The 25,614-nt window shown below is 64.7% G+C and carries 21 protein-coding genes; 7 read left to right on the top strand and 14 right to left on the bottom strand.

Features of this window, described 5'->3' with window-relative positions; genetic code table 11:
* Positions 1-13: 13 nt before the first annotated feature.
* Positions 14-754: a response regulator transcription factor gene (locus U1R88_RS17155; RefSeq protein ID WP_322432333.1), complete on the bottom strand. Its 741-nt coding sequence runs from the start codon at positions 752-754 to the stop codon at positions 14-16.
* A 353-nt stretch (positions 755-1,107) separates the two neighbouring features.
* Between U1R88_RS17155 and fmdA the strand changes: the two genes are divergently transcribed.
* The 3 genes from fmdA to U1R88_RS17140 all read left to right on the top strand — a co-directional run bounded on the left by fmdA (position 1,108) and on the right by U1R88_RS17140 (position 3,287).
* Entirely contained in the window at positions 1,108-2,334 is a 1,227-nt protein-coding gene (fmdA, locus tag U1R88_RS17150) for a formamidase (RefSeq protein WP_068291088.1), read from the top strand.
* A gap of 86 nt (positions 2,335-2,420) precedes the next feature.
* Entirely contained in the window at positions 2,421-2,933 is a 513-nt protein-coding gene (locus U1R88_RS17145) for an AmiS/UreI family transporter (RefSeq protein ID WP_068291084.1), read from the top strand.
* 54 nt (positions 2,934-2,987) lie between these two features.
* Positions 2,988-3,287, top strand: a complete 300-nt coding sequence (locus U1R88_RS17140; protein ID WP_322432332.1) for an FmdB family zinc ribbon protein — start codon at positions 2,988-2,990, stop codon at positions 3,285-3,287.
* Between the two features lie 112 nt (positions 3,288-3,399).
* On the opposite strand, the gene U1R88_RS17135 is transcribed toward U1R88_RS17140, so the two are convergent.
* Positions 3,400-4,737, bottom strand: coding sequence for a nucleotide sugar dehydrogenase (locus U1R88_RS17135; RefSeq protein ID WP_425545446.1), 1,338 nt, complete (start codon positions 4,735-4,737; stop codon positions 3,400-3,402).
* A 163-nt stretch (positions 4,738-4,900) separates the two neighbouring features.
* Between U1R88_RS17135 and zigA the strand changes: the two genes are divergently transcribed.
* Entirely contained in the window at positions 4,901-6,115 is a 1,215-nt protein-coding gene (gene zigA, locus U1R88_RS17130; RefSeq protein WP_322432330.1) for a zinc metallochaperone GTPase ZigA, read from the top strand.
* Positions 6,116-6,159: 44 nt separating this feature from the next.
* Here zigA and U1R88_RS17125 read toward each other — a convergent pair whose 3' ends face one another.
* The 10 genes from U1R88_RS17125 to U1R88_RS17080 form a co-directional block, all read right to left on the bottom strand.
* A complete protein-coding gene (locus U1R88_RS17125) occupies positions 6,160-6,573 on the bottom strand; it encodes an MAPEG family protein (RefSeq protein ID WP_322432329.1) in 414 nt (137 codons plus the stop codon).
* Positions 6,574-6,625: 52 nt separating this feature from the next.
* A complete protein-coding gene (locus tag U1R88_RS17120; RefSeq protein WP_322432328.1) occupies positions 6,626-7,111 on the bottom strand; it encodes an SRPBCC family protein in 486 nt (161 codons plus the stop codon).
* On the bottom strand, positions 7,108-7,425 hold the full coding sequence (locus tag U1R88_RS17115; RefSeq protein WP_322432327.1) for an ArsR/SmtB family transcription factor: 318 nt from the start codon (positions 7,423-7,425) through the stop codon (positions 7,108-7,110). Before U1R88_RS17115 ends, U1R88_RS17120 begins: the two co-directional genes overlap by 4 nt.
* A gap of 96 nt (positions 7,426-7,521) precedes the next feature.
* A complete protein-coding gene (locus tag U1R88_RS17110) occupies positions 7,522-8,688 on the bottom strand; it encodes an ABC transporter permease (protein WP_322432326.1) in 1,167 nt (388 codons plus the stop codon).
* Between the two features lie 7 nt (positions 8,689-8,695).
* Complete coding sequence (locus tag U1R88_RS17105; protein ID WP_322432325.1) at positions 8,696-9,715, bottom strand: ABC transporter permease; 1,020 nt, start codon at positions 9,713-9,715, stop codon at positions 8,696-8,698.
* Positions 9,712-11,649, bottom strand: coding sequence for an ABC transporter substrate-binding protein (locus tag U1R88_RS17100; protein WP_322432324.1), 1,938 nt, complete (start codon positions 11,647-11,649; stop codon positions 9,712-9,714). Before U1R88_RS17100 ends, U1R88_RS17105 begins: the two co-directional genes overlap by 4 nt.
* Positions 11,646-13,550, bottom strand: coding sequence for an ABC transporter ATP-binding protein (locus U1R88_RS17095; RefSeq protein WP_322432323.1), 1,905 nt, complete (start codon positions 13,548-13,550; stop codon positions 11,646-11,648). The genes U1R88_RS17100 and U1R88_RS17095 overlap by 4 nt, the downstream gene beginning before the upstream one ends.
* Before the next feature lie 119 nt (positions 13,551-13,669).
* Entirely contained in the window at positions 13,670-15,532 is a 1,863-nt protein-coding gene (locus tag U1R88_RS17090) for a glycosyltransferase (protein ID WP_322432322.1), read from the bottom strand.
* Positions 15,529-16,656 carry a glycosyltransferase family 4 protein gene (locus U1R88_RS17085; protein ID WP_322432321.1) on the bottom strand — a complete coding sequence of 376 codons (1,128 nt, stop codon included), beginning with the start codon at positions 16,654-16,656 and terminating at the stop codon, positions 15,529-15,531. Before U1R88_RS17085 ends, U1R88_RS17090 begins: the two co-directional genes overlap by 4 nt.
* A gap of 122 nt (positions 16,657-16,778) precedes the next feature.
* Positions 16,779-18,857: a bifunctional rhamnulose-1-phosphate aldolase/short-chain dehydrogenase gene (locus U1R88_RS17080; protein ID WP_322432320.1), complete on the bottom strand. Its 2,079-nt coding sequence runs from the start codon at positions 18,855-18,857 to the stop codon at positions 16,779-16,781.
* Positions 18,858-19,024: 167 nt separating this feature from the next.
* On the opposite strand from U1R88_RS17080, the gene U1R88_RS17075 reads away from it, so the two are divergent.
* Positions 19,025-19,804: a DeoR/GlpR family DNA-binding transcription regulator gene (locus U1R88_RS17075; protein ID WP_322432319.1), complete on the top strand. Its 780-nt coding sequence runs from the start codon at positions 19,025-19,027 to the stop codon at positions 19,802-19,804.
* 153 nt (positions 19,805-19,957) lie between these two features.
* On the opposite strand, the gene U1R88_RS17070 is transcribed toward U1R88_RS17075, so the two are convergent.
* Together U1R88_RS17070 and U1R88_RS17065 are read right to left on the bottom strand one after the other, a co-directional pair.
* The gene (locus U1R88_RS17070) at positions 19,958-21,295 is read right to left on the bottom strand and encodes an MFS transporter (RefSeq protein WP_322432318.1); all 1,338 of its coding nucleotides are present in this window, start codon (positions 21,293-21,295) and stop codon (positions 19,958-19,960) included.
* Between the two features lie 92 nt (positions 21,296-21,387).
* On the bottom strand, positions 21,388-22,308 hold the full coding sequence (locus U1R88_RS17065) for a phytanoyl-CoA dioxygenase family protein (RefSeq protein ID WP_322432317.1): 921 nt from the start codon (positions 22,306-22,308) through the stop codon (positions 21,388-21,390).
* A gap of 238 nt (positions 22,309-22,546) precedes the next feature.
* On the opposite strand from U1R88_RS17065, the gene U1R88_RS17060 reads away from it, so the two are divergent.
* Positions 22,547-23,530, top strand: a complete 984-nt coding sequence (locus U1R88_RS17060; protein WP_322432316.1) for a LacI family DNA-binding transcriptional regulator — start codon at positions 22,547-22,549, stop codon at positions 23,528-23,530.
* A gap of 310 nt (positions 23,531-23,840) precedes the next feature.
* The gene (locus tag U1R88_RS17055) at positions 23,841-25,457 is read left to right on the top strand and encodes an FGGY-family carbohydrate kinase (protein ID WP_322432315.1); all 1,617 of its coding nucleotides are present in this window, start codon (positions 23,841-23,843) and stop codon (positions 25,455-25,457) included.
* The last annotated feature ends 157 nt before the right edge of the window (positions 25,458-25,614 follow it).

Raw genomic sequence — 25,614 nt, 5'->3', positions numbered from 1 at the left:
GGGGATGAGGGGCCTACTCGCCCCGCGCCTCCGCCGCGAACATGTAGCCGACGCCGCGGATGGTCTTGATATATTGGGCGTCGCGCACATCGTCGCGCAGCTTGCGGCGGATCTTGCCGATCAGCACGTCGATGCTGCGGTCATAGGGCGTCCAGCTGCGATTGGCGACGATATCGAGGATCTGGTCGCGCGAGAGGATGCGCCCGCGTCGTTCGACCAGGGCCGACAGGATCTGGAACTCCTGGCTGGTCAGGCGTACGCGCTCGCCCTGCGGCGAGGAGAGCTCGTAGCGCGAGGGATCGAGCTGCCAGCCGGCGAAGCGAATGGCGGGCGAGGCGTTGGGCTCCACTGTTTCGGGCAGGTTGATGCGGCGGGCGAAGCGGCGCAGCACCGTGCGGACCCGGGCCAGCAATTCGCGCGGCTCGAAAGGCTTGGTGATGTAGTCGTCGGCACCCAGTTCCAGGCAGACCACCTTGTCGATGGTGCTGTTCTTGCCGGACAGCATGATCACCGGCAGGTCGTATTGGCTGCGCAGGGCGCGCGCCAGGCTGAGGCCGTCTTCCCCGGCGGGGAAGGTCAGGTCGAGGATCACCAGGTCGAAGCTCTCGTCGGCCATGGCCCGGCGCATGGCCCGCCCCTCATTGGCGCTGGCGGTGGCATAGCCTTCGCTGGCCAGGAATTTCTCCAGAAAGCGGCACAGCCGATGATCGTCATCGACGACGAGGATGCGAGACTTGGTGTCGGCTGCAGGCATGGCGGGCAGGATAGTCGTATTGCTGGCCGGGGTCGAGATGGGCGGACGGGACGTCCGCGGTCCCAGCCGCGACATTTCCGGCGCGAACCTTGCTGGAATTGCATGGGAAACGATGCGGCTGGGACCGCGGATGTCCCGTCCGCCCCTGAAACCGGGATGCTTGTCGCAGAAGCGCAGGCCTTTCCGGTTACAAAAAATTACACAAACCGTGGTCGGACGATTCATGGCGGTTACAGGGCCCGCCTAGGCTCCCTTTGCACGAACGGCCCGGCGGCCCCTTGCGGCGCGGGCACAGAACATCGTGACGGTTCGGCCCGGAGTACCCCGCAGGCCGGCCCCAGGAGGAGGAACCGATGCCCAAGACCGTATTCTCCGTCGATCTGAAAAAGGCACCCGAGGACCAGGCGATCAAGACCCACAATCGCTGGCATCCCGATATTCCGATGGTCGAGACCTTCAAGCCCGGCGACGTGTTCCGCGTCGAGTGCTATGACTGGACCGGCGGTCAGATCGGCAACAACAACAGCGCCAACGACGTGCGCGACGTCAACCTCACCCGCGTGCATTATCTCTCCGGCCCGTTCGGGGTCGAGGGTGCCGAGCCCGGCGACCTCCTGGTCGTCGACATCCTCGACATCGGCGCCCTGCCGGATTCGGAATGGGGCTTCAACGGCCTGTTCGCCAAGGAAAATGGCGGCGGCTTCCTCACCGAGCACTATCCCAACGCCACCAAGTCGATCTGGGATTTCAAGGGCATCTACACCACCTCGCGCCATGTGCCCGGCGTGCGCTATCCAGGCCTGATCCATCCCGGCCTGATCGGCTGCCTGCCCGACCACAAGCTGCTGGCCGAGGCCAACCGGCGCGAGGCGGCATTGGTCGCGACCGATCCCGAGCGCGTGCCGCCGCTCGCCGCACTTCCGTTCGGCGATACGGCGCTGATGGGCCAGATGACGGGCGACGCCGCCCACAGGGCGGCTGCCGAAGCCTGGCGCACGGTGCCGCCGCGCGAGCATGGCGGCAATTGCGACATCAAGAACCTGTCGCGCGGCTCCAAGGTCTACTTCCCCGTCTATGTGAAGGGCGGCGGCCTTTCGATGGGAGACATCCACTTCTCCCAGGGCGATGGCGAGATCACCTTCTGCGGCGCCATCGAGATGGCCGGCTGGATCGACATCAGCGTCGATGTCATCAAGGGCGGCATGGCCAAATACGGCATCATCAACCCCATCTTCAAGCCGAGCCCGATCGACCCGCATTTCGACGACTACCTCATCTTCGAGGGCATCTCGGTCGACGAGCATACGGGCGAGCAATATTATCTCGATGCCCATGTCGCCTATCGGCGCGCCTGCCTCAATGCCATCGAATATCTCAAGAAGTTCGGCTATTCGGGCGAACAGGCCTACTCGATCCTGGGCACTGCGCCGGTGGAAGGGCGGATCGCCGGCATCGTCGACATCCCCAATGTCTGCGCGACACTGGCCATTCCCACGGCCATCTTCGACTTCGACATCAATCCGAACGCGTCGGGTCCGACCAAGAAGGTCTCGGGTGCCGACGTCGCCAGGACCAGCTGATCATCGCCTCGCACACATCATGAAACCAGCGCCTCGGCCGGACTGCCATCTCCGGCCGGCGCGTTGCGTGTAGAGGAAACGCGATCATGCTGCTCGGATTTGCATTGCTTTACGTGGGTGCCGTCCTGTTCCTGAACGGCTTGTGGCTCATGGGCAGGATCGACGACAAGGAGATCGTCGTCATCAACGTGGTCTCCGGCTTCGTCACCTTGTGCGTCGCCCTGTCGTCGGCCTTCGGCGCCAAGGCCGATGCCGCCTCGATCAAAGCGGCGGCCCTGACGCTGTTGTTCACCACCACCTATCTGTGGGTCGCTTACAACCGGGTGGTGACGGTCGACGGCCGGGGCCTGGGCTGGTTCAGCCTGTTCGTGGCCGTCACTGTCGTGCCCATCGCCGTCCAGGGCCTGACCTCGGCCCAGAGCCTGACCGATACCTGGCTCGGCCTGAACTGGGCGATCTGGGCCGTGCTCTGGTTCATGTATTTCCTGCTGCTGGCGCTCAAGCGCCCGATCCTCAAGGTGACGGGGCTGGCGACCGTGGCGTCCGGCATCGTCACCGGCTGGATCCCGGGCCTGCTGCTGCTGGAAGGCAAGCTGTGAACCGGCCGCGGGGTACGCCCCGCGGCATCTTCCGCGTATCGGTTGGAGAGAACCATGCCGCTTTACAACTATGTCTGTGACGATTGCGGTCCCTTCGACGAATGGGTGCCGATGGCGGATGCCGGCAAGGCCTGCGCCTGCCCGACCTGCAGCGAGCCCGGCCAGCGCGACGTCGCCGCCCCGCAGCTCAGCCTGATGAACGGCACGCTGCGCCGAGCGCTTGCCCGTTCGGAAAAGAGCGGTACCGAGCCGAAAGTGGTGAAGAAGGCCCACCTCGCCGGTTGCGGCTGCGGAATCTGCAAGGTCGGCAAGAAGGGCCCCTCCACTCGTCACAAATGGATGATCGGGCATTGAATTCCTGGAGCGCGGACTTCCAGTCTGCTCTTCCTTTCAGCAAACGCGGTGTTTCCAAGCGCGGACATCGCGACATGCCAGCATGTCGCTGAGAAGTCCGCGCTCCCAGGATCTACGCCTTGACCACCTTCGCCATGTCGGCGCCGGCCTTGGCGCAGGCATTGCGGGTGTCGACCACCAGCCGGGCGGCACTGGCGACCAGGCCGTAATCGATGCCGTCATGGTCGGTGGCGACCAGCACGGCGTCATAGCCGGCAAGGATCTCGGGAGAGAGTGCCACCGAACGGCGGCCGGCAAGGGCGGCATGCTCGCGCGTCTTCGGGATCACCTGGGCATGGGGATCGTGGAAATCGGCCTGCGCCCCGCGCTCCTCCAGGATCTCGATCAGCTTGAACGAGGCGCTCTCCCGGGTGTCGTCGACGTTCTTCTTGTAGGCGATGCCGATCAGCAGGACGCGGGCACCGTTGAGGCCGCGCTTGAAGCGCTTGTCGAGCGCCTCCGCCAGCCGGTCGACGACATGGCGGGGCATGGCGGTGTTGATCTGGCCGGCCAGCTCGATGAAGCGCGTGGCGATGTCGAACTCCCGCGCCTTCCAGGTCAGATAGAAGGGATCGATCGGGATGCAGTGCCCGCCGAGCCCGGGGCCGGGATAGAAGGGCATGTAGCCGAAGGGCTTGGTCTTGGCGGCCTCGATGATTTCCCAGACATCGAGGCCCATGGCGTCGTAGATCACCTTCAATTCGTTGACGAGGGCGATGTTCACCGAGCGGAAGATGTTCTCGGTGAGCTTGACAGCCTCCGCCGCCGCCGGCGAGGAGACCGGCACGGTGGCGCTCACGAAGGCGTCGTAGAGGGTCTTGGCCAAGGCGAGCGCGTCGGCGCCGTCGCCCCCGACGACCTTGGGAATGTTCTGGGTGCCGTAAACCGGATTGCCAGGATCCTCGCGCTCGGGCGAGAAGGCGAGGAAGAAATCCTGGCCGCAGACGAGGCCGGCAGCCTCCAGCACCGGCTTCATCAGTTCCTCTGTGGTGCCGGGCCAGGTCGAGGATTCCAGGATGACGAGCTGGCCGCGCCGGAGCTTTTTCGCGATCGAGGCAGTCGAGTTGGCGACATAGGACATGTCGGGCTCGCGCTGGCGCGTCAGCGGCGTCGGCACGCAGACGAGGATGGCATCCGGCTCGTCGAGCCGGGCGAAATCGGCGGTAGCCTCGAACAGGCCCTTGGCGATGGCCTCGCGGATCGGCGCGTTGGAGATGTGCCTGATCAGCCCGTCGCCCTGGTTGAGGGCCGCCACGCGCCTGAGATCGATGTCGAAACCCAGCACTTTGAAACCGACGCCGGCAATGGCGGTGGCGAGCGGCAGGCCGACATAGCCGAGACCAATGATGCCGATCACGGCCTGTCGTGTTTGGATGCGGGCGAGGAGGGCGGAGGCAAGCGGGGACTGCATGTCTTGCATATCCGCCAGGGCGGGACGGAAGGCAAGCGGACGTTGCGCATCGTCAAGGTTCGATTGCCCCTCCGGTGGGTTCACGCCTCTCGACGCCGAAGCGGCTTGCCAAGCAGCAAAGCCATAGGTAATGTTATGTTATAACATTACCTATGGAGTCATTATGGAGATCGAAGACAAGAGGCTGCCGGTCACCGTGCTGTCGGGGTTTCTGGGGGCAGGCAAGACCACCCTGCTGAACCATGTCCTCAACAACCGGGAGGGCCGGCGGGTCGCGGTGATCGTCAACGACATGAGCGAGGTCAATATCGATGCCGATCTGGTGCGTGACGGCGGCAGCGGCCTGTCGCGGACCGACGAGAAGCTGGTGGAGATGACCAATGGCTGCATTTGCTGCACCTTGCGCGACGACCTGGTTTCCGAGGTCCGGCGCCTGAGCGAGGAAGGCCGCTTCGACTATCTCCTGATCGAGGGCACCGGCATTGCCGAGCCGCTGCCGGTCGCCAGCACCTTCTCCTTCCGCGACGAGGCGGGCGTGAGCCTTTCCGATGTCGCCTGCCTCGACACCATGGTCACGGTCGTCGATGCGGCGAACCTGCTGGCCGACTACGGCTCCAATGATTTCCTGCGTGATCGTGGCGAAACGGCGGGAGCCGGGGACGAGCGCACCATCGTCGATCTCCTGGTCGAGCAGATCGAGTTCGCCGATGTCGTGGTGATCAACAAGGCCGCGCAGGTCTCTGCCGATCGGCTCGCCTTGGTGCGCAAGGTCGTGCAGGCCCTGAATGCCGATGCACGCATCGTGGAGACTGATTTCGGCAAGGTTGCGCTCGATGCCGTGCTCGATACCGGCCTGTTCGACGAGGAGAAGGCGCAGCGCCATCCGCTCTGGTACAAGGAACTCTACGGCTTCGCCGACCACGTGCCGGAGACGGAGGAATATGGCATCGCCAGCTTCGTCTATCGCGCGCGGCGGCCTTTCGATCCCGACAAGTTCAACGCCTTAGTCGAGAGGACCTGGCCGGGCCTGATCCGGGCCAAGGGCCATTTCTGGCTGGCGACGCGGCCCGACTGGGTGGGCGAGTTCTCGCTGGCCGGCGCCATCGCCCGCGTGAGCGCGATGGGGCATTGGTGGGCGGCCATCCCGCGGCGGCATTGGCCCGATCATCCCGATTGGTGGCGTATCCTCAAGCGCAACTGGGACGACGTCTGGGGCGACCGGCGCCAGGAACTGGTCTTTATCGGCACCGGCCTGGATGAGGCCGCGATCCGCAAGGCCCTGGACGATTGCCTTGTGCAGCCTGCCGGCGGGAGCCGCTTCGACCCGCAGGCCTATCGCCACCTCAGCGATCCCTTCCCGACTTGGGAGGCGGCCTGAGGCTGTGCGGAACCCGAGGCCAGGGATGGTCAGCTACCGGTTCCTCAGGCGATGGCGACCCATCCGGTCACGACGATGAGGATCACGGTGACTATGCAGCCGGCGATATAGAGAATGGTTCGCACACTGCCGCCCTTCGCCGCGTTGCCGCCGCGCAGGTAGATCGCCACATGGGCCAACCGGACCAGGACGTAGAGCCAGACCAAGGTCGCGAGCAGGGCCGGCCCCACACCTAGCATCATCGCCAGCACGGCTGGTACGACGAAGGGGGCCAGCGCCTCCACCGAGTTCAGATGTGCACGGTCGATGCGGAAGAGCGGGTTTTCGTCGGCGGCCGGAAGTATCGGGCCGGAGAGCACGCCGGCCCGGCCCTTGGAGTATCCCGAGTTGATGGCCAAGGCGATCGAGGTCAGGCAGAGTGCGAGCACCCCGATGATGCTGAAGGTGTAGGCTGCCATGTGATCTCCACGGGTTCGAGCCACGGTGAGGTCGGAATGGAGCAGGCCGGCATCAGGCCTGGCCGGCCACCAACTCCGCGAAGCGCCGCAGATAGAGCGGCCACCCCTGGTCGCCGGCAACGCCATCGCGCACGCTTTCCCAGCCTTGGCCGTGGCGCTCCAGCTTCCGATGCTCGAGCTCGACACGGGTGCGGCTCGCCGTCTCGGCGATGAACTGCACCTCCCATTCGCTGGTCTTTTCCGGATCGGTCTCGATCTGCCATCGCGGGTTGATGTCCCAACTCAGCAGCACCCGACGAGGTGGCTCATAGGCCAGCACGCGTGCCCAGCGGCATTCGCTGCCGTCGACGCCGCGGTCATAGATATGGCCGCCGACCCGCGGCTCAAACACGGTTTCGGCGATCTCGACGCCAAGCAGATTGTGCTCACGGGGCTTGAAACTGCCGAATTGTTCGGTGAAGACCTTGAAGGCGCGCTCGATCGGCGCCTCGACCACGATTGATTGCTTCACGGGTGAGGGCGTTACATGAAGGCTCATTGCAGTTCCTCCGCCGGCTGCTCGACGGCAATTTTGTAGGCCGTCAGGGTGTCGCTCCAGAATCGGTCGAGCCAGGCACGCATCTGGCCAAGTCCGTCGGGATCGATGTGGTAGATGTTGCTCGCCCCTTTCGGTTCCGAGCGCACGAGCCGAGATTCACGCAGTACCTTCAGATGCTGCGAGACGGCCGATTGCGAGACCGAAACATGCCGGGTGATCTCGGCAACGGAGCGCGGTCGCTCCGCGATCAGTTCGAAGATCATTCGACGGGTCTGGTCGCCAAGAGCAGCGAGTTGCGCGCTATCAACAGTCATGACTTATCATTAGTGGAAACTGATGATAGTGTCAAAGCAAGGCAGCGGCCTTCGAGCCGGGCCTGCCGTCCCGCCTCTGCCTAACCAGTCTCTCGCCTAATGATAAGGATCGGCCGCATCCCTGAGGCCGTCACCGAAGAAGTTGAAGGCGAGCACGACCAGCATCACCGGGATCATCGGGATCAGCAGCCAGGGATAGAGGTTGATGGCGCCGAGATTCTGGGCGGAATTGAGCAGCACGCCCCAGCTCACCACGGGCGGGCGCAGGCCGAGCCCGAGGAAGGACAGCGCCGTCTCGCCGAGAATCATCGCCGGGATCGACAGGGTGGCGCTGGCGATCAGGTGGCTCATGAAATTGGGCAGGAGATGGCGGCCGATGATGCGCGATCGCGAGGCGCCCATCATTTCGGCGGCATGCACGAAATCCTCGTTGCGCAGCGACTTCACCTTCGAGCGCACCGCCAGCGCCAGGCCCGGCCAGTCGAGCAGGCCGAGAATGATGGTGATGCCGAGAAAGACGATCACCGGGCTCCAATTGGCCGGCAGGGCGGCCGACAAAGCGAGCCAGAGCGGCAGTTCCGGCAGCGAGCGCAGCACCTCGATCAGACGCATCACCAAGGCGTCGACGATACCGCCGACATAGCCGGCAAGGCCGCCCAGGGTCAGGCCGATCGTGAAGGAGACCGCGATACCGATCAGACCCACGGTGAGGGAGATGCGGGCGCCATAGATGATGCGCGAGAGCATGTCACGGCCGAGCCGGTCCGTCCCGAGCAGGAAGGCGGTGCCGTTTTCGGGCGGGCAGACCAGATGGAAATTGCCCTCGAACAAGCCCCACATCTTGTAGCGTTCGCCGCTGCAGAAGAAACGCAGGGCCTGGGGCTTGGTCTTGTCGACCTGGTAGATGCCGGGAAATTGCGGGCTCTCGATGTCGCGGATGGCGAAGTTCACGGGATAGACGAAGGGGCCGACGAACTGCCCGTCGTGAAACAGATGCACGCTCTGCGGCGGCGTATAGAGATAGTCGGCGTTGCGCTGGTTCAGGGAATAGGGGGCGATGACCTCCACGAAAGGCAGCGACAGATAGACCAGCGCCAGGAAGATGCCGGCGAACAGGGCCGGCCGGTTGCGCCGGAACTTCCACCAGATCAGCATGGCCGAGGACGCGCGATAGAAGCGCTCCTCCTCGGCCGTCATCTTCTTGGCGACGTAGGGGTCGAAGGGAGCCGGATTGACGTAATGGGGCGATCGCAACTCGGTCATTACAGTCCTATTTGCCGGTGCCGATACGGATGCGCGGATCGAGCACGGCGAGGGCGAGATCCGCGATGAACATGCCGACCACCGTGAGGAAGGCAACGAAGAGCAGGATGAAACCCGCCAGATACTGGTCCTGGATGCGCAGGGCCTGCACCAGGATCGGGCCGATCGTGGGCAGGCTCAGCACGATCGAAACGATGGCCGAGCCCGAGACGATGCTGGGCAGGAGATTGCCGATATCGGCCACGAAGGGATTGAGCGCGATGCGGAAGGGGTATTTCAACAGGGCTCGGCCCGGCGGCAGTCCCTTCGCCTTGGCCGTGACCGTATATTGCTTGGCGAGCTCGTCGAGCAGGTTGGCACGCAGCCGCCTTATCATGCCCGCGGTGCCGGCCAGGCCGATCACCACCACCGGCACGATCATATGGCTGAGGAAGGAGCCGAGCTTGCCGAACGACCAGGGCGCATCGGTATAGTCGGGCCCGAACATGCCGCCGATCGAAATGCCGAACCAGCGGTTGAGATAGAACAGCAGCGCGAGGGCGAGCAGGAAGCTGGGCGTCGCCAGGCCGATATAGCCCAGGAACGTCACCAGATGGGCGCCGATGGAATTGCGGCGGGTGGCCGAATAGATGGCAATTGGGATGGCGACGAGATGGATGAAGACGATCACCGCCAGATTGAGCAGAACGGTCAGCAGCAGTGCGTCGCCGACCACCGCCTTCACGGGCTGCTCATATTCGAATGACCAACCCCAATAGCCTTGCAGCAGGCCGTTGAAGCCGTTGGGCCCGGGCAGCACGCCGAGCCAGGTGGCGTATTGGTGCAGCAATGGCTTGTCGAGGCCGTATTGCACCCGCATCGCCTCCGCTTTGGCGATGCTGGCAGTCTCGCCCTGGGCCCTCAGTTCGTTGATCTTGTTGGTGAGGAAGTCGCCCGGCGGCAGCTTGATCACGATGAAGATCAGGAGCGAGATCAGCAGCAGCGTCACCACCATGGTGGCGAAGCGGCGCAGCACGTAACGCATCATGGCGTATTCCCCGTCACGACGATGTTGTCGTAGTAGAATTCGTCGACGCGGTAGACACCGATCAGCGCGGTCGGTTCCCAGGAAAAGACCGCCTTCTTGGGGATGTTGCGGATGGCCTTGTTGACGATGATGGGCTTGAGTGCGCCCTGCACGGTGCCGATGCTGAACTGCTGGTCGGCGTGAAGGGCGAGCATTTCGCGCCAGACGGCTGCCTGGGCGTTGAGCGTGGTGGCATTCATCCACTGCTCCCACAGGGACATCAATTCGATCGCCTCGGGCATATCGGGTTTTTCACCCGCCATGCCGCCGGTTTCGGCATATTGGCCCCATTTGGGCCAGGAGTAATTGTCCTGGCGCAGGGGCGCCAGGCCGTTGGGCGGCATCAACGCGGTCGGAATGGCATTCTCCAGGCCTTCGCTCGCCACCATCAGGGTCATGCCCGAGAAGGAGCGCTTGGCAAGGTCGTTGCTGTCCTCGGCCTTCACCACCACCTTGAGGCCGACATCCTGCCAGAACTCGCTGGTGATCTCGAGCGCGTCGGCGATGTCGCGGGCATTGCCTGCCACCTCCACGATCAGTTCCGCTTCCCGACCGTCGGGCAGCAGGCGGAAGCCGGCCGCGTTACGCTTGTTGAGGCCGGCTTCGTCCAGCAGCTTCTTGGCGAGCGCCGGGTCATAGGTAGCCCAACGCTTGCGGTCGTCTTCGCTGTAGAGCGCGCTTTCCGGCATCACGGTGTTGTTGCCCTCGATGCCGAGCCGGAACCACAAGGAATTGTTGAGCGTGTGCCGGTCGATGGCCATGGACAGGGCCCGGCGGAAGCGCACGTCCCTGAGCACCGCCCGCCAGACTGCGTCGTTGCAGGTGAGGTTGGGGTAGAGGGCGAAGGCGGAGCCGCGTGCGATCGGCCAGGCCAGCGTGCGATAGGCATGGCTGGCTTCGCCTTCCTTGAGCGTGGGAATGTCGCTGGTGCTCAACCCCCAGGCCAGCAGGTCCACCTCTCCTGCATTGGCCTTGGCGGCGAACAGGCCGGCGGACGAGATCGAGACCACGATGCGGTCGATATAGGGAAGCTGCCGCCCGCGCGGGTCGACCCGGTGGAAATAGGGGTTGCGCTCGAACACATATTGCTGGGCCGGCGGCTTGGTCACCACATGCCAGGGATCGAGCGTCGGCATATCGGGGTTCGAGTTCGTGTAGGGATCGTCGAGCTTGTTGTAGAGCGCGGCCCAGGAGGTCATCTGCCGGTCTGCGGTCATCTGGGCGAGCTTGTTTGCATCCCCGTACTTCTTGTGGAACTGCTTGAGATAGTGAGCCGGCGAATAGATCCAGTTCGGCGCAGGCGCTGCCAGCGAGGGCAGGAAGGCCGGATTGGGCTTGGACCAGCTGTAGCGGATATGGGTGGCGTCGAGTATCTCGACCTTCGGCTTCTCGCCGTCGACCAGCATGAAGGCAGGTGGGCCTGCGGGATTGATCTTGGGGTTGAGGGCGACATCCTCCCAGTAGAAGCGGAAATCCTCGGTGGTGAAGGGGGCACCGTCCGACCAGCGATGGCCCTCGCGCAAGGTGAAGGTGAAGACCTTGTCGTCCTGGCTGTCGACGGCCTGCAGGATGTCCGGCTCGAGGTTGAGATGCTCGTCATAGCCGACGAGGCGGGTATAGCCGATGACATTGATGTAGCGCAGGTCCCGGGCCTTGGCGGCCAGGGTGCGGATCTCGCCGCCATAATCACCCAGGCTGCGGTTGCGGGCGAGCATGTCGGCCACCAGCGGCACCTTCGGCATGCGATCGAGCAGTGGCGGCAGGTCGCCGCTAGCGATCTTGGCGACCAGGGAAGGCGGTTCAGCGGGAGCCGGCGGCGGATCCGCGATGGCAGGGCCTGCCAGGAAGAGGGCGAGGCCGAGAGCGGCTGCAATATGCTTGAGGGCGGTGTTCACGCCGCTTCCCCCCTGCGCTGGCTGGCCGCGTCGGCGCCGAGGCGGACGAAATGGCGAGGCTCCACCTCTACCATGACGGGCGGCGGCGCGTTCGGCAGGATGGCGAAGGGGGCCGGCCATTGCTCGGGCTGGGAGGCATTGCCGGTCTTCAGCTTGGCGAAGTCGAGCGGATTGGCAAGGTCGACGTCCGGAATGGCCTGCAGGAGGGCCTTGGTATAGGGATGCTGGGGCGAGCGGAACAGCACCTCGCGGGGCGCCTGTTCCACGATATGGCCGCGGCACATCACGGCAATGTCGCGGGCCATGTATTCCACCACGGCCAGGTTGTGGGACACGAACAGATAGGAGACGCCGAGCGCGGCCTGCAGGTCCTTGAGCAGATTGAGGATCTGGGCCTGGACCGAGACGTCGAGGGCCGAGGTCGGCTCGTCGCACAGGATCACCTTGGGTTCCAGCGCCAGGGCGCGGGCAAGGCCGATGCGCTGGCGCTGGCCGCCCGAGAAGGAATGCGGGTAGCGACGCATATATTGCGGCTCGAGCCCGACCAGCTCGAGCAGGGACTTGACCCGCTCATGGCGTTCGTCGGCGGTGCCGATGCTGTGGATCCGCAGGGGCTCCGACAGGATGTCGAACACCGTCATGCGTGGGTTGAGGCTGGAGAACGGGTCCTGGAACACGAATTGGACCGACCGGCGATAGGCCTTGAGCGCCTCGCCTTCCAGCGTGAACACGTCGCGCGGGCCGCTGCCGTCGTCGAAGCGGACCTCGCCGCTGTCCGGTGCGCTGCCGGGCGCGCGCATGATCATGCGCGACAGGGTGGTCTTGCCCGAGCCGGATTCGCCGACGAGGCCCAGCGTGGTGCCGCGTTCAAGCGAGAGCGAGACATTGGTCAGGGCCTGGATCGTCTCCGCGCGGCCCGACCACATGCCCGACCGCATCGTGAAGGTCTTGGAGACATTCTCGACCTGGAGGACCGGGCCGCCGCCCGCAGTGGTCGGGGCCAGCGTCGCGGCCCCGCGAGGCGGAACGGCGATCTCCCGCAGGGGCTTCAGTCTTTCGCCCGGCTTCATGTTGAAATGGGGCACGGCCCGCATCAGGGCCTTGAGGTAGTCGTGCTCCGGGTTCTGGAAGATGGCATCGCGGTCGCCAAGCTCCATCACCTCGCCGCGATACATCACCACGACCCCGTCGGCCATGTTGGCGACCACGCCGAGGTCGTGGGTGATGAAGATCACCGCCATGCTCTGGTTCACGGCGCTCTTGGCATCCTGGATTTCCTTGATGAGAGCGAGGATCTGCGCCTGGGTGGTGACGTCGAGCGCCGTGGTAGGCTCGTCCGCGACCAGCAGGGCCGGCCGGCAGATCAGGGCCATGGCGATCATGGCGCGCTGGCGCATGCCGCCCGACAGTTCGAAGGGATAGGTGGTGAGCATGCGCTGGGGATTGCGGAAATGGATCTTGGCGAAGAGATCGAGCGCCCGCTCATTCGCCTCGCGCCGGGAACAGCCCGTATGCACGATCAGCGCCTCGGTGACCTGGTCGCCGATGGTATGTACCGGCGACAGCGAAGTCATCGGCTCCTGGAAGATCATGGCGATGCGCCCGCCCCGGATGGCGCGCATCTCCGGTCCGTTGGGATTGAGCTTGACGAGATCCGTCGTCGTGCCGGTGGCGGGGTCGCGGAACAGGCAACTGCCGCCTGTGATCCGCGCCGTCTTGGAGAGCAGGCCCATGATGGCCTGCGCCGTCACCGACTTGCCGGATCCGGACTCGCCAACCACCGCCAGCGTCTGCCCTTCGAAGACGTCGAAAGACACGTTCTTCACCGCATGAACCAGGCCGGTGTCGCCCTGGAAATCTACGCTGAGGTCGCGCACGCTCAGCAACGGCTGGTTGATCATCCCCGCTCCGCAGTCTCTCCGATGCCCGTTTTCCGGTGCTTGTCGGTTGCCAGACTATTCCCACGCGCAATCGCGCGCCACTGCTATCTGGCGTGTGTATCGTTTTTCGATCCAGCGCTTCATGCAAATAACGAATGTGCCGGCAGGAAACGTATATTCTCGTGCTTCTTGAGTCTTTTGAGCAATCTATCCAGGAAACTCCAAATCCAGGCGTCGTGTACGAGGTGATGCGTGAGTATGCCCAAGGGTTCGTCATGTTCAAGGGCATTGATGAACTGTGACAATACAAGGACGGGGTCAAGGAGGCCGCCACCTTGTTTCCAGGCGATCGGATCGATGTGAATATTGACGGCGGTAAGATCATGCAGCCGGGCGGCAGGCCGCGGGCCGGCGACGGACAAGCCGCGAAAGCCGAGGGTGGCGAGGCCGCCGATCAGCACCGGATCGATGCGGTTCCAGGGCGGCACCAGGACGGGCAGGCAGCGCGCGCCGAAGCGGGAGCGCAACGTCGAGAGGCCCTGGCCGAGTTCCGCCAGCACCTCGGCGGCAGGGCGATAGCCGAGTTCCTGCTTCTTGGCGCCGGGCGGGGCGTGATTGGCATGGGCATGGCCATGCACGAGAATGTCGACATGTCGTTCTTCGGCGATCGCTTCGGCCAGGCTCGGTGAGACGGTGGCGGGGATGGCGGCCAGGGACAATGGCAGCTGATGGCGGCGCGCCAGGCCGATCAGGCGGTCGAGTGCCGGCGTGGCGGCCACGGCATCGTCGTCGCGCCACCACAGGCGGACTTCGCGGCGGGCGGCCAGCGCTTCGTCGAGACGTGTCCAGGCCTCAGCCAGCTCTTCGGCCCGCTGCGCCGCCGCCTCCACGGTCCGCACGCTGGCGGCGATGCCGTCGAGGGCAAGGACGGGCGCCTTGCCGGGCGCGCGTGCCAGGGCAGCCTTGACGGCTGCCGCCAGGGAGGAGCCGGAGAGATCGGCTTCACCGACGATGCCGGCGAGGCCGAGGGCATGGAAACGCTCGGCGCGCAGGCGCTGCTCGGCTTCCTTGCCCTGTTCGAACGGCACGATCACCGCCGGTACGCCCGCACGGGTGAGGTCGATCATGGTGTTGTAGCCGGCCTGGCTCACCGAAGCGGCCGCGCCCGCCAGCAAGGCAGGAAAGTCCGGCCTGGCCCGCTCGACGGTGACCTTGGCGCCTGCACTGGCCGCCAGGGCCTCGAAATCGCCCGCGGCGACGCCGTGCCCGACCAGCAGGCGCCAGCGCGTGGGCATATCGGCAAGCGCCGCAGCCTCGATGGCGGCGCGGTAGAGCGGCAGGCTGGCGGCGCTGCCGCCACCCGAGACCAGGATCTCGCCGGAGGGGACGGCTTCGACGGGCTCGGTCGTGTCGGCGATGTAGCCGGTATAGGTCAGCATGCGCTCCAGCCCCGGGCTGGCAGGCCAGGACGCCGAAAGCGGCGTGACCACAGCATCGCCATGCACCAGCACGCCGTCATAGAAGCGAGCCAGGACGGCCTCCGTCTCTTCTACCCGGCTCGGCTTGGCTGGCGGGTTGAGGATGTCGCGGATGGAGGCGAGGATGGCCACCGGCCTGGCGCGCTGGCGCGCCGCCTCGACCAAGGCGCGGAATTCGGGGGCGAGCTGACGGCGGCCGAAGGGATAGGTTTCGGTCACGACCACGTCCGGATCGGCGGTGGCGAGAGCGGCCAGGATCGCCGCGATGCGGGCTTGCCGGACGTTCTCGCCGATTTCATGGCCATCGGAGCCGAGCAGCGTGCGGAAATCGACGCCGACGCAATGGACGGGCGGCAATTGCACGAAGGCTGCGTCCTCGACCCGGATCAGGGGAGCGGGTCGGCCGCCGCTGACCAGGGTGACGCGATGGCCGGCGGCGGCCAGCCCGCGCGCCAGGGCGGCCGCGCGGGCGAGATGGCCAACGCCGAGCAGATGGGTAACGAGGATGAGGACGGAGCGGCTCATGCGTCGGGCTTTTCCGGTTGGATCAGGGGCAGCAGGGCCTCGCGCAGGCGGCGGGAGGCTGAGGCGAGCGAACGCTCCTGCCGGGCAAAGGCGAGGGCTTGGCCGGAAAGGCGCTGCCGCAGGGCAGTGTCGCGCATCAGACCGGCGAGGGAGTGGCCGAAATCGGCGGCGTCACCGGGCCTGGTCAGCAGGCCGGTCTGTTTGTCCAGTACCACCGAGCCGACGCCACCGAACCTGCCGGCGACCGCGGGGCAACCCTGCAGGGCTGCCTCCAGAAAAACCATGCCGAAGGCCTCGTTCACCGCCGGCCAGGCCAGCAGATCGGCCCGCGCGTAGAGGGCGGCCAGCCTGGCCCGATCGTCGATGCGGCCATGCAGGACGACGCGTTCGCCGAAGGGGGCGAACAGCGTCTCGACCCGAGGCCGGGCCGGGCCGTCGCCGACGATATCGAGATGCCAGGAAGGATCGGCATCGAGCCCGGCCAGAGCGGCCGCCAGAATCTCATAGGACGCCAGCTTGTCGGGTTCGCGCATCATGGCGACGGTGAGAAGGCGGCAGGGAGTCGACGGCGCGTTGGACTCCGGCCGGCCTGGTTCCAGCAGCGGCCAGCCTGCGGCATCAATGAAGGGCGGCAGGTCGACAAGGACCTGGCCATCGGGCCTTGCGGCTTCCAGCATGGCCCGGTCGTTCGGATTGAGGATGAAAATGAGCGAGGCTGCGTCGAGGGCGGCTTCCGCCTGGGCGTGCCCTCTGGACCAGGCGCCCTGGGCGCGCTTGGGAGCCCGTGATCCCTCGGCGATCACATAGGGAATGCCGAGGGCCCGGGTGATCGCCGGGCCGATGAGGTCCGGTGCCTTGTAATAGACGTGATAGGTGAACCACAGGGCCGGCCATTCCTGCGGGTGCTCGCGATAGAGAGCAAGCAGGCGGGCCACCTCCGCCTGTGCCGGTTCTGAAAAATCCCGCCCGCCGGCGGGATCCGCCGTCCGCAGCGTCGAGGCGATGCCGGTCTCGAAACCGGCGCCCTGCAGCGCGGCAAGAAAGAGGCGTGCCGTTTCCCGATCCCCCGACGGCACCGGGTGATCGGCTGGTTTGAGCGGGGCGTGGAAGGCGATCCGGGCCATGGGAAGCGATGAACTGCTTGAGCGCTGCGGGAGGCCGTTCCCGCAGACGGGACAGACCCTTTCCGCTTAGCCCGCCGCCGCCGGGCGCACAATCCCTTCCCAAAGCCCTTGGATGGGAGAGATCAGCGCGTGAAGCTCACCACATTGCCGGCATCGACGTTGAGGAAGTTGCCGGTGGACTTGGCCGAAAGGTCCGAGGCGAAGAAGTAGACAGCCTCGGCGATGTCCTCGGGATAGACCGAGCGCTGCAGCAGGGAACGCTTGCGGTAGAACTCCTCCAGGTCGTCCTCGCCGATCTTGTTGGAGGCGGCGCGCTGCTGGCGCCATTCGCCCTGCCAGATCTTGGAGCCGCGCAGCACGGCGTCGGGATTGACGACGTTGACGCGGATGCCGTGCGGCGCCCCTTCCAGGGCCATGCAGCGGGCGAGATGGATTTCGGCCGCCTTGGCGGTGCAATAGGCCGAGGCGCCGGCCGAGGCGGAGACGCCGTTCTTGGAGGCGATGAAGACCAGGGAACCACCATTGCCCTCGGTCTTCATCAGGCGATAGCCCTCGCGGGCCACCAGGAAATAGCCGGTGGCGAGGATGGAGATGTTGCGGTTCCACAGCTCCAGCGACGTGTCCTCGACCGCAGCCGCCGAGGAAATGCCGGCATTGTTGACCACGATGTCGATGCCGCCATAGCTGCGTGCCGTTTCCTCGAAGGCGGCGATGACGCTGGCCTCGTCGGTGACGTCCATCCGGATGCCGCGCACTTTGTCCTTGCCGAACACCCTGCCGAAATCCGCGATGGCGGCGTCGAGCGAGGCCTGGTCGATGTCGGCCAGTACGGCATTGGCGCCTTCCTGCATCAGGCGGGCAGCAATCGCGCGGCCGATGCCGCCGGCGCCACCGGTGACCAGGGCGGTGCGCCCGGCCAGGCCCTTGGGCTTGGGCATGCGCTGGAGCTTGGCTTCCTCGAGCAGCCAGTACTCGATGTTGAAGGCTTCCTGCTCGGGCAGGCCGACATAGCTGTCGACACCGCTGGCGCCGCGCATCACATTGATGGCGTTGACATAGAATTCGGCGGCAATGCGGGCCGTCGCCTTATCGGCGGCAAAGGAGAGCATGCCCACGCCCGGCACCAGGTAGATCACGGCATTGGGATCGCGCATGGCCGGGGAATCGGCATGCTTGCAGCGCTCGTAATAGGCGGCGTAGTCGGCGCGATAAGCCTCGATCAGAGTATCGAGCGAGGCGATGGTGGCCTCGATGTCGCCGGCGAAGGGGATCACCAAGGGGCGGATCTTGGTGCGCAGGAAATGGTCGGGGCAGGAGGTGCCGAGCGGCGCGAGCTTGGCGAGCGCATTCGAATTGACGAATTCCAGCACTTCCGGCGCATCGGTGAAATGGCCGGCCTTGGCCTGAGCCTTGCCGATGCGGCCGCGGATGGCCGGCATCAGGCGGGTGGCGATGGCGGCGCGCTCGGCAGCGGGCAGGGCCTCGACCTTGCCGCCCTCGAAGGCGGGCTTGCTTGCCTTGGCTTCCAGCCAGTCGGCGGCCTTCTGGATGATGCGCAAGGTGAGCTGGTAGCAGGCCTTGGCATCGTCATGCCAGGTGAACAGGCCGTGCCCGCCGAGCACCACGCCGGTGAGATGCGGGTTCTCGATCGCCAGCTTGGAGAGCTTGAGGCCGAGGTCGAAGCCCGGCCGCTGCCAGGGCAGGAAGCCGATCTCGCCACCGAAGATCTCCTGCGTCAATTTTTCGGCGTTCCGCGAGGCGGCGATGGCGATCACCGCGTCGGGATGAACGTGATCGACATGGATTTTGGGCACGAAGGCATGCAGGGGCGTGTCGATGGAGGCGGCGCGCGGATTGAGGTCGAAGGTGCAATGCGGCAGATAGCCGACCATCTCGTCCTCATGCGCGAGGCCACGATAGAGACCCTTCAGGGCTTCGAGCTTGTCGAGATAGAGGGTGGAGAAACCATCGAGCTTCATCGAGCCGATGTCCCCGCCAGAGCCCTTGACCCAGAGCACGGTGACGTCCTGGCGCGTCAGCGGATCGGTTGCCGTCACCTTGGCCGAGGTGTTGCCGCCGCCGAAATTGGTGATGCGCAGGTCCGAGCCCAGCAGGTTGGAGCGATAGAGCAGCTTGCCTGGTTCATCGAGGGAACTGGCGACGGCGTCGTCCCAGAGATCTGCGAGTCGTGCGGAGGCCATGGCATGCGTTTCCTGTGTCATTGTTCCCGGACCTTATGAACGCTCTCGCTCACGGTCAATCATTCTCGCTCACTTAATGCGCATATTTTGTCGTTCAATGCAACAAACTATGCGTTTCGTTGACATGCATGAGCGAATGAGCGAGTTTATGAGCGAATGGAGGGGGCATGCACGAACAGGAACGTTGGCAGGCCATCGTCAGGCTGGTTGGGGAGCGCTCGGTGATCTCGGCGCGCGAGCTTGCCGTCGTCACCAGGGCCTCACCCGCAACCATTCGCCGCGATCTCACCCATCTGGCCGCGCAAGGCATGGTGCAGCGCATGCATGGCGGCGTCCGCGCCCTGGCCTCGCCGGAAGGCGCCAAGCTCGAGGCACAGCGTTTCGGTGTCAGTCAGGCCCTCAACGCCGTGCGCAAGCGAGCGATCGCCGAACGTGCGGCGGCGCTGTGCCGCGACGGCGAATCCGTCATCATCAATGGTGGGTCGACCACCTTCCACATGGTCGAGTTCCTGCGGGCCTCCCGCCTACAGATCCTGACCAATTCCTTCCCGATCGCCGCGGCGTTGATGCAGGAGAGCGACAATCGCATCATCCTGCCCGGTGGCGAGATCTATCGCGATCAGAGCCTGATCCTCTCGCCCTTCGACGAGGATTCGATCCAGCATTACACGGCGTCGAAAATGTTCATGAGCGCGGCCTCCATCGGTCCGCTCGGCCTGATCGAGAGCGATCCGCTGATCGCGCGGGCCGAAGCCAAGCTGCTCAATCGTGCGGCCGATCTCGTCGTCCTGGTGGATTCCTCGAAATTCGAGCCGCGCGGCTCGATGGCCGTCGCGCCGCTGTCGCGTATCCGCCGGCTGATCACCGATGACGGCATTCCGCCCGCTGCCCGCGACATGCTGGAGGAGAATGGCGTCGAGGTCGAGGTGGTTCGTGTGGCAGGTTGACGACAAGTCTTCTGGCGAAATTCCTATCAGTTCGGTCCGCTGATCGAGGTTGCCAAACGAGCCGCTTCGCGTGCTCGATCGCAACGAAGCCCGCGATGCCGAGTTCGCGCTTGCGAACTCGGTTTTTGTTATTCTTCTCGTTCCTATTCCTCGCTACGCAACTTGTGCCCGCGCCCGCAGAGTTGTGGCGACGCTCTCAAGCTGATCGACTGCGATGTCGTCCCGATAGGTTTCCGGACCCATCCATACGGCATAGGCCGTGCAGAGGCCGAGGAAGATTGAATAGAGCGCTACCGGCCACGATGAGCCTGAAGCCCACGACACCATCAAGGTCGCCAATGCGGGTGCTGGGCCGCCGGCGAGAAGCGACCCGAGCTCGCGCGCGAAAGCGAAACCCGAGAAGCGGCGCGCCGGCCCGAAAAGTTCGGAGAAATATGCAGCCTGTACGCCGAACATCATACCGACCGCTATCTGCGCCAGCCAGAACGCGGCGATCGAAGCCAGGAACGATTTCGACTCGAGAAGCCAGAAAAACGGGAACGCGATGAGACATCCAAACAACGCGCCGGCGATGTAGACCGGCCGTCGGCCGATGCGATCCGACAGCGCGGCGAAGCCGATCACGCACGCTACCTGCACGACATAGCTGGTCATCAGCACGAACAATGATTGATCCTTGGGGAACTCGAGCGTGTTCACCGCGTAGCTAAGCCCGAATACCGGGAATAAATAGCCAAAGCCGTTCTCGGCAAGACGCGCGCCGAGAACGACGAAGAAATTGCGCGGTTGCTTCGTCAGGGACTCGACGATCGGATTTTTCGATTTCTTTTCCGGCTCGGCGGCAATCGTCTCGAACACCGGTGTTTCATCGATACGGTAGCGCACGAACAAGCCGAACGCGACGATGACGATGCTGGCCAGGAATGGCAGGCGCCAGCCCCAGTCCATGAATTGCTCTTGCGGCAGTTGCGAGACGAGCCAGAACGCGCTCGATGCCAACATCATGCCGAGGCCGACTCCGGCGGGCGCAAATGAGCACCAGAAGCCGCGCTTGCCGATTGGCGCATATTCGGCGAGCAGGATCACGGCGCCCGTATACTCGGCACCCGCGCCGAAACCCTGCATCAGGCGCATCGCGACGAGCAGGATTGGCGCCCAGATACCGATTTGGTCGTAAGTCGGTAACAGGCCGATGAGGACTGTGCCGATGCCGACTATCATCAAGGTGATCAGCAGCACCGGCTTGCGGCCGATGCGGTCGCCGAGATAGCCGAAGAACAGGCCGCCGAAAGGGCGGGCGATGAAGCCGACGCCGAACGTTGCGAGGGCGATCAGCGTGCCCTTACCACCGAAATCGGCGAAAAACAGCTTGCCGAACACGAGACCGGCGGCCGTCGCATAGATGAAGAAGTCGTACCATTCGAGTGCAGAGCCGACGCAAGACGCGACGATGACCTTGCGTGGATGCATTTCCATCGCAGCTTTTGGCATAGAGGATCCTCCCCGGAGGCATTTGTTTTGTATCGAATGACCGGCGCCTCGTTGGACGCCGGCTGCGCTTTGCGCGCTCGCAAGCGGCGCGGCTAGGCCGCGCGCCCGGCCTTCTGATCGGCCTTGGCGAAGGCGCTGACCGCGCCCGCGCTCTTTTGTGTCTTGAAGATCGAGGTCGCGTCCGGCGCCGGCGGCAAGGGCAGGAGCACCGGCACGTCTTTCAGGCGCGGGCGCATCGTCTGCTCGCCGAAGATGATCCGGCTTTGTACCGTGTCATAGACCTGGCGCTGATTCATGTTGAGGAAGGCGCCCGCGCCGCCCGCAAGTGGCCAGGCATCTGCCGCGCACATCTCATAGAAACAGATGAGACGCGCGCGGTTCGACACGTTCGGCGCAGACCCGTGCAATGTGCGGCAATGATGTACCGTCATCGAGCCGGCCTTGCCGGTCAGCGTGACGATCTTGTCCTTCTCGAACAGCGGATCGCCTGGATCGATCGCGCCGGCGAATACGCCGTTGACGAAGTGACTGAGCACCGGACCCTTATGCGTGCCCGGTATGACGAGCAGCGGACCGCTTTCCTCCTCGACGTCCTCAAGCATGAGGCCGATCGCAAGCACGTCATCATTGGTGTGCGGATAGAACGCCCAGTCCTGGTGCCATTCGACGGCGGCTCCGCCGCCCGGTGCCTTCGTATTGAGCTTCGAAGTCTGCAAGCGCACCGCCGGACCAAGAAGGGCTTCCAGCACCGACCGGAATTTGCTGGATTTCAACACGTCCCAGAACGCAGGCATCTGAATGTGCGGCATCTTGATGCGTGTCAACTTCGGGTTGTCTTTCGAGTGCCCGTCGTCGAGGTCGAACACCTCGTCGCTTGCTGATACGGCCCGCGATTGATCGATCTTTTCGTAGGTCAAACGTCGCAGTTCTTCGAGTTCCTTACCCGTGACGACATCCTCGACAAGGATGTAGCCATCGTCGTGATAAGCCTGGATCTGGGCTTCACTGAGCATTTTTCCTCCTTCAGACATGGCGTTTCTTGCTTGAACGGCGAATGTCTGTTTGCGTAAACATGATTGCGCAAACATGTTTGCGATAACATGACCGAGAGTCAAGTGCATTGAGTTGTGCGGAAAAAAATAATACGAGGCGAAGTCGGCCTTTTGCGCGACGATGCGCCGAACCGGATGAAGTGAATAAAGGCGCATGGCAGCCCCCAGATCACAGCCCAAAACAGACCGCCGGCTCCGCATGGACGATGTGGCGGAACGCGCCGGCGTTTCGCAGATGACCGTGTCGCGCGCGCTGCGCACGCCCGAGCTTGTTGCCGTAGCAACGCGGGCTCGCATCGAAGCGGCGATGGCCGAATTGGACTATGTGCCAGACCTCCTGGCCGGCAGTCTTGCTGCACGGCGGAGCGGATTGATCGCCGCGGTGGTCTCGACGTTCGAGAACGCGATTTTCTCACAGACCATTGCCGGCCTCACACGGTGCGTCGAAGCGGCTGGTTTTTCCATTCTGCTCGGCTCGTCGGATTATTCGGCGACCGACGAGGAGCGTTTGCTGCGTGCGATCCTCGGCCGCCGTCCTGATGGAGTCGTGTTGACCGGCACGCTGCATACGCCCCGCGCGCGCCGCTTGCTGAGCACGGCCGGCGTGCCCGTCGTCGAGACCTGGGAACTGCCGGCCGAACCGGTCGACATGGCGGTCGGCTTCGACAATCCGGCTGCTGGTCGCGCGATGACGATGGCGCTGCACGGCTATGGTTATCGACGCATCGGTTTCATCGGTCCCGGTGACGAGAAGGATCGGCGCGGCCTGCAGCGGCGCGAGGGCTATCGCACCGCACTGGCGGCTCTGGGCATGGCGCCGCGCGAAATTGCCGTAGCGGCTGTGGTCGCCGGCATGGAAAGCGGTCCGGCGCTCCTTGATGAACTGCTGGCCCGTTTTCCCGATACGGATGCCGTGTTTTGCTCGCTTGATGCCATCGCTGCCGGTGTGCTGCTGGCCGCACAGCGGCGGGGCATCGAGACACCGCAAGCGCTCGCCGTCGCCGGCTTCGGCGATTTTGCGATCGCCCAGCCGAGTGGCCTTGATCTCACGACGATACGCATCGCCGGGCGTGACATTGGAACGCGCGCCGGCGAATTGGTACTGGCGCGCATACGCAAAGAGACGGTTCCCGTGGGGATCGTCGATATCGGTTTTGAAGTGGTGCGCCGCAGTTCGGCGTAGCGGTGGTTGCCAAACGCCGGCAGCGCGGTGGGAACGCTCGTCGTTGATCGAAAGGCAATCGCCTGTGGCGAGCCATTCGCGACCATGCATTCGCACTTTCTCTCTAACGAATTGTTTTGACGCGTTTTCTTAATCGAAAAACTATCAGCTTTTCTGGAAGACGCTTTAGTGTTCCGCCCGAAAAGCGATTGCGCGGGTGAAATTCGTATCAGCTCTGCCTGCCAATCGAGGTTGCCAAGCCGGGGCGCCCCTTTAAGCTGAAGGCTCTGAGCAGCGGAAGGCTGCAGCATATCCGGGAGCGAACCGCGAGATGGGCGATCACTATTTCATCGGTGTCGACGTAGGCACGGGCTCGGCCCGGGCCGGCGTGTTCGACGCCAAGGGCAAGCTGCTCGGGTCGGCCAAGCAGGCGATCACCATCTGGCACGAGCCGGGCGACATCGTCGAGCAATCCTCCGAGAACATCTGGCAGGCGGTCTGCACGGCCACGAAGGCAGCACTGGCCGAGGCGGCGGTCGAGCCCGGCGCCATCGCCGGCATCGGCTTCGATGCGACATGCTCGCTGGTGGTCGTGGGCAAGCTGGGCGAGCCACTTTCGGTCGGCCCGTCGGAAGATCCCAATCGCAACGTCATCGTGTGGATGGACCATCGTTCGCTCGACCAGACCCGGCGCATCAACGAGACCGGCGAAGAGGTGCTGCGCTATGTCGGCGGCGTGATCTCGCCGGAGATGGAGACGCCCAAGCTGCTCTGGCTGAGGGAACACAAGCCGGAGATCTTCGCCTCCGCCGGTTATTTCTTCGACCTGCCTGATTATCTGAGCTGGCGCGCCACGGGCTCGCTGTCGCGCTCGGTCTGCACCGTCACCTGCAAATGGACCTATCTCGCGCATGAGAAGCGCTGGGACGCCGGCTATTTCCACAAGATCGGCCTCGGCGCGCTCGCCGATGAAGGCTTTGCCCGCATCGGCGACACCATCGTGGATGTCGGTTCGCCGCTCGGTTCCGGCCTGACCGAGGCGGCTGCCGGCGATCTCGGCCTGGCGGCGGGCATTCCCGTCGGTGCCTCGCTGATCGATGCCCATGCCGGCGGCATCGGCACCGTCGGCGCGGCCGGCAGGGACGGCCAGGGTGCCGACGTGACGGCGCGCCTCGCTTATGTCTTCGGCACCTCGGCCTGCACCATGGCGAGCACGCGCGAGGCCGCCTTCGTGCCGGGCGTGTGGGGCCCCTATTTCTCGGCGATGGTGCCTGGCCTCTGGCTGAACGAGGGTGGGCAATCGGCAGCCGGCGCGGCGCTCGACCATCTCCTCACTCTGCATCCCGCCTATGCCCAGGCCATGGAGCGAGCCGAGACCGCCGGGCGCCCTCTGCTGGCCTGGCTGGAGGCGCAGGCCAATCTCGCCGGCGATGCTACCCTGGCACGCAGCATTCACGTCGTGCCCGAATTTCTCGGCAATCGGGCGCCCCATGCCGACCCCGATGCCCGGGCTGTAATCGCGGGGCTGGACCTCGAAGACGATCTCGACAGCCTGGTCAGGCTCTATGTCGCAGGGCTGTGCGGTCTGGCCTATGGCGCGCGGCAGATCGTCGAGGCCATGGCGGCCAAGGGCATCGTGCTCCAGCAGATCATCATCTCGGGCGGCGCGGCCCAAAGCCCGCTGGTGCGCCAGATCATCGCCGACGCCACCGGCATCGAGGTCGCGGTCGCCGAGACGCCGGAGCCGGTCCTGCTCGGTGCGGCCATGCTCGGCGCCGTGGCCGGCAAGGCCTATCCCACGTTGGGCGAGGCGATGAGCGGCATGTCCGCGCTCGGCGCCACCTACGCGCCCGGTCAAGGTGAGATCCGTGCCTTCCACGAGAAGAAGTTCAGGGTCTATGAAGTTTTGCAGGCCGCGGGGCGGCAGGCCCGCGAGTTGATGGCCTGAAGCAACGCGATTTAGCGCTAACGCCGTGATTGCAAAGATCATGGCATGTGATGAGATGGGCGCGGCCGTGATTCGGCCGCTCTCGCTGCCTGTCCGGCTGTTCGGCCGAACTCGCGGCGTTACTTGCCGTTTTTGCACCATCCCGGACGGAGTTCAC

Origin of the sequence: Labrys sedimenti (genome assembly GCF_034424805.1) — a bacterium.
Taxonomy (GTDB): domain Bacteria; phylum Pseudomonadota; class Alphaproteobacteria; order Rhizobiales; family Labraceae; genus Labrys; species Labrys sedimenti.
Note: the sequence above shows the minus strand (reverse complement) of the source record. Positions and strands in the feature narration are given on the sequence as shown.